Raw genomic sequence first — 7,215 nt, 5'->3', positions numbered from 1 at the left:
CGCGGCGGGGCCCGCCGACCCGGCGTCCGCGCGGCCCGCCTCGAGCGACCAGACGCTGTTCGACGCGATGCGCGACGACGACGCGGCCGCGTCCGACACCGCCGACCCGCGCCCCGACGAGCGGGGCCCGGCGGGCACGCCCGACCTGGCCGCGTGCCTCACGGAGCTGGACGCGCAGCACGCCGCGGTGGCGGGCAGCCCGTCCGCGGGGCGCCTGCGGCTGCTCGTGGCGGGCGAGTCGGCGGGCGCGCTCGTCGCGACGGAGATGCGTCACACGGGCCTGCCGTGGGACGCCGACGTGCACGACGAGGTGCTGCGCGACCTGCTGGGCGAGCGTCCTGCGCGCGGCGAGCGCCCGCCCGAGCTCGCGCGGCTCGCGGCGCAGGTCCGCGCCGAGCTCGACGCACCCGGCCTCAACCCGGACTCCCTGCCCGACGTGCTGCGCGCGCTGCGCCGCGTGGGCCTCGCGGTGTCCTCGACCCGGCAGTGGGAGCTCGAGGGCGTCGACCACCCGGCGGTCGCACCGCTGCTCGCCTACAAGAAGCTGTCGCGTCTGCACTCCGCGAACGGCTGGGCGTGGCTCGACCAGTGGGTGCCGGACGGCCGGTTCCGGCCGGAGTACGTGGTGGGCGGCGTGGTCACGGGCCGCTGGGGGTCGAGCGGTGGTGGCGCGCTGCAGATCCCGCGCCGTCTGCGCACCGCGGTGCGCGCGGACCCGGGGTGGCGGCTCGTCGTCGCGGACGCCGCACAGCTCGAGCCGAGAGTGCTCGCGGGGATGGCGCACGACGAGCGGATGGCGGCGGCCGGCGCGGGACGTGACCTGTACGGCGGCATCGTGGACGCGGGCGTGGTGCCCGAGCGCGCGCTCGCGAAGGTCGGGATGCTGGGCGCGCTGTACGGCGGGACGACGGGTGCGAGCGCGGCCGTGCTCCCGCGGCTCCTGCAGGCGTTCCCCGCGGCGGTGGGGCTCGTCGAGGACGCCGCGCGCGCGGGCGAGCGCGGCGAGGTCGTCTCCACGCTGCTGGGCCGCAGCTCCCCGCGTCCGGGCGAGACGTGGGCGCAGGCCCAGGCGGACGCGCTCGACCCGGACGCGACCGAGCGCGCGCAGTCCCGCGCGCGGTCGGCGACGCGGTCGTGGGGCCGCTTCACGCGCAACTTCGTCGTGCAGGGCACCGCGGCCGAGTGGGCGCTGTGCTGGCTCGCGGAGCTGCGCCGCCGGCTGTGGGCGCTGGGTGCCGACGAGGCCGCGCCGGGCCGGGTGCGTGCCCCGTTCGTCGGGCGTCCGCACCTCGTGTACTTCCTGCACGACGAGGTCGTGGTGCACACCCCCGCGTCGTGCGCGGACGAGGTCGCGGCGCAGGTCGCGGGCGCGGCGACGGCGGCGGGACGTCTGCTGTTCGGCGACTTCCCGGTCGACTTCCCGCTGTCGGTGGGCGTCGCGTCGACGTACGCGGACGCGAAGGAGGCGGCGCGCCTCGTCGTCGGCGTCCCGGGCGCGACCCGCCACCTCGGGTGAGTCGACGCCGGCGCGTGCGCCGCGAGCCCGTCCCGCAGGGCGGGAACCTTTGCGCGGGGCGTCGCGTTGGCGATAGCGTCACCTGCGACTGCGGCCGTGCTGGCCGCCTCTGGAGGAGAGCGATGAGCGAGCGGACGTCCGCCCCCGCCTCCTTCCGCCGTGCCCTCGTGGCGCGGTGTTGTCGCTGTCGGTAGAGCGCTGGCTCCCGCGCGCGACGGCACCGTGACCCGGACGGGCCGTGCCAGGTCCGCCAGCGCTCGCCCCGGCGGCCCGCCCCTACCCGGGGCGCCGACCGCACCCACCCCGCACCGTCAGCCGGGGTGGCCGCAGCACCCGTAAGGCACGTCCCCCGTTTCCGCCGCCACCCGGCGGCTCGACCGAAGAGGAACCATGGCACGCATCTACGACGACGCCACCGCGCTGATCGGCAACACCCCGCTGGTCCGCATCAACAAGATCACCGACGGCGCCCCCGCGACCGTGGTCGGCAAGCTCGAGTTCTACAACCCGGCGAACTCGGTCAAGGACCGCATCGGCGTGGCGATCATCGACGCCGCGGAGGCGTCGGGCGAGCTGCAGCCGGGCGGCACGATCGTCGAGGCGACGTCCGGCAACACGGGCATCGCGCTCGCGTTCGTCGGCGCGGCCCGCGGCTACAAGGTCGTCCTGACCATGCCGGAGACGATGTCGAAGGAGCGGCGCGCTCTGCTGCGCGCGTTCGGCGCGGAGCTCATCCTCACGCCCGGCTCCGAGGGCATGAAGGGCGCGGTGAACCGCGCGAACGAGGTCGTGGCGGAGCGCCCGGGCGCGATCCTCGCCCGCCAGTTCGCCAACCAGGCCAACCCGGCGATCCACCGCAGGACCACGGCCGAGGAGATCTGGGCCGACACGGACGGCAAGATCGACATCCTCGTCGCCGGCATCGGCACGGGCGGGACCATCACGGGCGTCGGCCAGGTGCTCAAGGAGCGCAAGCCCGACGTCAAGATCGTCGCGGTCGAGCCCGCCGAGTCGCCGATCCTCAACGGCGGTCAGCCCGGCCCGCACAAGATCCAGGGCCTCGGCGCGAACTTCGTGCCGGAGATCCTCGACACGTCGGTGTACGACGAGGTCATCGACATCGACGCCGACACCGCCGTCGCGTACGCGCGCCGCGCCGCCGCCGAGGAGGGGCTGCTCGTCGGCATCTCGTCGGGCGCCGCGCTCGCGGCCGCGAAGCAGCTCGCGGAGCGCCCCGAGAACGCGGGCAAGCTGATCGTCGCGATCATCCCGTCGTTCGGCGAGCGCTACCTTTCGACGGTGCTGTACGCCGACCTGCTCGACTGACCCGCACGCCGTGCCCCGGGTCGCGCGAGCACCCGGGGCACGGCGCCCGGTCCTGGACCGCCCCGGCGGCGGTCCTCCCCCGTTCGAGAGCCCCTCGAGAGCCAGGTCCCATGCCTTCCCTGCAGCACTTCATCGCCACGTTCCGCGAGGACCTCGAGGCCGCGCGTCGTCGTGACCCCGCGGCCCGGTCGCGGCTCGAGGTGGCGCTCGCCTACCCGGGGGTGCACGCGGTGTGGACCTACCGCGTGGCCCACGCGATGTGGCGCGAGCCGGGCCTGCGCCTGCCCGCACGGCTGCTGTCGCAGCTCGTGCGGTTCCTCACGGGCATCGAGATCCACCCCGGCGCGCGCCTCGGGCGCCGGCTGTTCATCGACCACGGCATGGGCGTGGTCATCGGCGAGACCGCTGAGGTCGGTGACGACGTGGTGCTGTTCCACGGCTCGACGCTCGGCGGCAAGTCGATGCGGCACGGCAAGCGGCACCCGACGCTCGGCGACCACGTCGTGGTCGGCGCGGGCGCGAAGATCCTCGGGCCGGTGTGGATCGGCGACGGGGTGCAGGTCGGGGCCAACGCCGTCGTCATCCACGACGTCCCGGCCGGCGCGATCGCGGTGGGGGTGCCCGCGCAGATCCGCCTGCGCCCGGCCGCGGCACCGTTCGACATCGAGGTCGACGACCCCGCGATCTACATCTGACCGGTCCGTCCGGCCCGCACTCGCTCCGCGCTGTCCTCCTGCGCCCCGCGCAACTAGCCTGGCGCCGTGCTCTGGACCGTGGACCCCGAGCGCGACGAGCCGCTGTTCGCGCAGATCGCCGCGCAGGTGCGCGGCGCGGTCGCGAGCGGTGAGCTGCGCACGGGCGACCGGCTGCCGTCGGCCCGGGTGCTCGCGACGTCCCTCGAGGTCAACCTGCACACCGTGCTGCGCGCGTACCAGGACCTGCGCGACGAGGGTCTGCTCGACCTGCGCCGGGGGCGGGGTGCCGTGATCGCCGGGCACGCCGACTACGCGGCGCTCGACGAGCCCGTCGCCGCGCTGGTCGACGCCGCGCGCCGTGCGGGTGTGCCCCCCACCGCCGCGACCGCGCTCGTGCAGGCCGCGTTCGCCCGCGCGACGACCCCGGAGGGCCGATGACGACGACGTCCACCACCCCGGCGGGCGCCCGGGGCGACGAGCGGACCGCGCCCCCGCACCGCCGCTCGACCACGCTGCTCGCGCTCGTGCTGCCGCTCGCGCTCATGGCCGTCCCGGCGCTCGCCGCGCTGGGCTGGCGCGACGAGCTGCCGGAGCGGATCGCGAACCACTGGGGCGCCGACGGGCCGGACGGGTTCTCGTCGTTCGCGGGCGCCTTCGTCCCGCTGCTCGTCGGCACGGGGCTGTGCGTCGCGCAGTGGGCGTTCGCGTTCTGGCGCGGGCACGACGGCGTGACCCGACGCGGGCTGGTCGCGACGTCCGCCGGCCTGGGGGCGCTGTACGCGGTCGTCGTGACCGGCACGCTCGCGAGCCAGCGCGGCCTCGCCGACGGCGCGCTCGCACCGGGCGGCGGCCCGACCGTGGTCCTCGGTCTCGCGGCCGCCGTCGTCGTGGCCGGGGTCGCGTTCCTCCTCGCCCCCGCCGACGCGCGGCTGCCGGCGCGCGGACCCGTCGACGCCGACGCCCGCCGCGTGCCGCTGTCCCGCACGCAGCGCGCGGCGTGGACCCGGACCGTCGGCTCACCGTCGGCGCTGCTCCCGGCCGGCGCGGTCGTCGCGGCGACGACCGTGCTCGCCGCGGTGCTCGACGAGTGGATGGCGCTGCTGGTCCCGGTGGGCCTGAGCGTGCTGCTCGCCGCGATGCTCCTGTGGCGGGTGACGGTCGACGCGCGTGGGCTCGAGGCGCGCTCCGTGCTCGGGTGGCCGCGCGTGCGCGTGCCCGTGGACGAGGTGCTGCGCGCCGACGTGGTCGACGTGCGCCCGCTGCGCGAGTTCGGCGGCTGGGGCTACCGGCTCGGCCGCGGCGGGCGGGCAGGGCTCGTGCTGCGCGCGGGCGAGGCGATCCAGGTGCGGCGGACCGGGTCCCGCGTGCTCGTCGTGACCGTCGACGACGCCGCGACGGCGGCCGCGCTGCTCAACACGCTCGCGGACCGCCGCCGCCCGCGCGACGACCGCGCGGAGCGCGGGACCCCGCGAGCTACCGCCGGGTAACCTGACCGCGCCGCGGCCGACCGGGCCGCCGCGCGACGACGACGTCACGGAGGCCGGCATGCGACTGGGGTACTCGCTGGGTTACTGGTCCGCCGGCCCGCCGCCGGGCGCGCTCGAGACCGTGGTCGCGGCCGAGCGCCTCGGCTTCGACTCGGTCTGGACGTCCGAGGCGTACGGCTCCGACGCGTTCACGCCGCTCGCGTGGTGGGGATCGCGCACGTCGCGCGTGCGACTCGGCACGGCGATCGCCCAGATCTCGGCGCGCACCCCCACCGCGACCGCCATGGCCGCCCTCACGCTCGACCACCTGTCGGGCGGGCGGTTCGTGCTGGGCCTCGGCGCGTCCGGCCCGCAGGTCGTCGAGGGCTGGTACGGCCAGCCGTACCCGCGGCCGCTCGCCCGCACGCGCGAGTTCGTCGCGGTCGTGCGCCAGGTGCTCGCACGCGAGGCGCCCGTCACGTTCGACGGCGACTTCTACCGCCTGCCGCTGGGTCCCGACGAGGGCGCCGGGCTCGGCAAGGCGCTGCGCCCGACCGTGCACCCCCTGCGCGCCGACCTGCCGATCCACCTCGCCGCGGAGGGCCCGCGCAACGTCGCGCTCGCGGCCGAGATCGCCGACGGCTGGTTGCCGATGTTCTACTCGCCCCGCATGGACGACGAGTACCGCGCGCTGCTCGCCGAGGGCTTCGCCGCGCGCACCGACGACCGCTCCCCCGCCCGCTTCGAGGTGGTCGCGCCCGTGCCCGTGGTGCTGGCCGAGAGCATCGAGGCCGCCGCCGAGCAGATCCGGCCGTTCGTCGCGCTGTACGCGGGCGGCATGGGCGCGAAGGGTGCGAACTTCCACCGCAACGTGCTCGACCGGCTCGGGTACTCCGCGGTGTGCGACGAGATCCAGGCGCACTACCTCGCGGGCGACAAGCAGCGCGCGGCCGCCGCGGTGCCCGTGGAGCTCGTGCGCGACGTCGCGCTCGTCGGCACGCCCGACGACGTGCGCGCGCAGCTGCCGGCGTGGCGCGCGACCGCGATCACGACGCTCGTCGTGCAGGGCGACCCGCGCACGCTGCCCGCCGTCGCGGCGGTCCTCGCGCCGGAGGTCGACGCCGCCTGACCGCTGCGCCCTCCCCCGAGCCACGGCACGCTGCGGCACACTCGTCGTCGTGGACGACGCGTACCTCGAGGCGGTGCTCGACCTGGTGGAAGCCATCCCCCCGGGGCGCGCGATGACCTACGGGACGGTCGCCGAGGTCGTCGCGGACCGGTTCGCGGCCGCGGGCGACCGTCCGCGCGGCGGCCCGCGCCAGGTGGGTCAGGTCATGGCCCGAGCCGGTTCGGGCGTGGCGTGGTGGCGCGTCGTCGACGCGTCGGGCGCGCCGCCCGCCCGGCACCTGCACCGCGCGCTCGACGAGCTGCGCGCCGAGGGCACCCCGCTCGTGGCGGACGGGACGCGGGTCGCCCTGCGCCGGGCGATCTGGTTCCCTGACGACGTCCCGACGGCCGACTGAGCGACACCGGCATATGCGCTGGTGAAGTGCGCCTGGCGGGGGTGACCATGGCGCCATGACACCTCTGCCCGACGGGTACCGCACTGTCGCGGTGCCGCACGACCGCAAGACCGAGTTCCTCGCCGTCGACCACCTCGCGTTCGCGTTCGAGCCCGACGAGAAGACCAGCGAGATCGTCCCCGACACCCTCGAGTGGGACCGCACGGCGGGCGTCGAGCGGCCCGACGGGACCCTGGGCGGCGTCCACGGCTCGTTCGACTTCGACCTGCCCGTCCCGGGCGGTGCGGTCCCGTGCGCGGGGCTCACGTTCGTGGGCGTCCGGCCCGACGAGCGTCGCCGGGGGCTGCTGTCCGCCATGATCGACGCCCACTTCGCGCGCTCCCTCGAGCGCGGCGAGCCGGTCTCCGCGCTGTTCGCCGCGGAGATGGCGATCTACGGCCGGTTCGGCTACGGCTCGGCCTGCGACGACGTCCGCCTCAAGGTGCCGCGGGGAGCCGCGCTGCGCGACGTGCCGGGCAGCGACGCGCTCACGGTGCGCATCGACACCGCGGACGTCGAGCGGCACGCCGACCTCGTGCAGGCGGTCAACACCGCGGCCGGCGTCGGCCGCCCGGGCTGGGTCCTGCGGGCGTCCGACGCGCACCGCCGCTCGCGGCTCGCCGACCCGCCCGCGTGGCGTGACGGCGGCG

Annotated in this window: 8 protein-coding genes; all 8 read left to right on the top strand. The window is 76.5% G+C overall.

The features are described from left to right. Positions 1 to 1,516, top strand: a 1,516-nt coding sequence (locus CUD01_RS15985) for a bifunctional 3'-5' exonuclease/DNA polymerase (RefSeq protein ID WP_141322491.1), incomplete at its 5' end; no start/stop codon positions are given. A 390-nt stretch (positions 1,517 to 1,906) separates the two neighbouring features. Beyond that, complete coding sequence (gene cysK / locus CUD01_RS15980; RefSeq protein ID WP_141322490.1) at positions 1,907 to 2,842, top strand: cysteine synthase A; 936 nt, start codon at positions 1,907 to 1,909, stop codon at positions 2,840 to 2,842. Between the two features lie 110 nt (positions 2,843 to 2,952). Further along, positions 2,953 to 3,537, top strand: a complete 585-nt coding sequence (gene epsC, locus CUD01_RS15975) for a serine O-acetyltransferase EpsC (RefSeq protein ID WP_094179670.1) — start codon at positions 2,953 to 2,955, stop codon at positions 3,535 to 3,537. A gap of 66 nt (positions 3,538 to 3,603) precedes the next feature. After that, positions 3,604 to 3,975: a GntR family transcriptional regulator gene (locus CUD01_RS15970; RefSeq protein ID WP_094179669.1), complete on the top strand. Its 372-nt coding sequence runs from the start codon at positions 3,604 to 3,606 to the stop codon at positions 3,973 to 3,975. Then, complete coding sequence (locus CUD01_RS15965; RefSeq protein WP_141322489.1) at positions 3,972 to 5,024, top strand: SdpI family protein; 1,053 nt, start codon at positions 3,972 to 3,974, stop codon at positions 5,022 to 5,024. Before CUD01_RS15970 ends, CUD01_RS15965 begins: the two co-directional genes overlap by 4 nt. Positions 5,025 to 5,082: 58 nt before the next feature. Beyond that, complete coding sequence (locus CUD01_RS15960) at positions 5,083 to 6,132, top strand: LLM class F420-dependent oxidoreductase (RefSeq protein WP_141322488.1); 1,050 nt, start codon at positions 5,083 to 5,085, stop codon at positions 6,130 to 6,132. Positions 6,133 to 6,181: 49 nt separating this feature from the next. After that, a complete protein-coding gene (locus CUD01_RS15955; RefSeq protein WP_141322487.1) occupies positions 6,182 to 6,526 on the top strand; it encodes an MGMT family protein in 345 nt (114 codons plus the stop codon). A gap of 55 nt (positions 6,527 to 6,581) precedes the next feature. Continuing rightward, on the top strand, positions 6,582 to 7,215 hold a 634-nt coding region (locus tag CUD01_RS15950; protein ID WP_141322486.1), incomplete at its 3' end, for a GNAT family N-acetyltransferase.

Origin of the sequence: Cellulomonas uda (assembly GCF_006538705.1) — a bacterium.
GTDB lineage: Bacteria > Actinomycetota > Actinomycetes > Actinomycetales > Cellulomonadaceae > Cellulomonas > Cellulomonas uda.
This window is presented reverse-complemented; position numbering and strand designations above follow the sequence as displayed.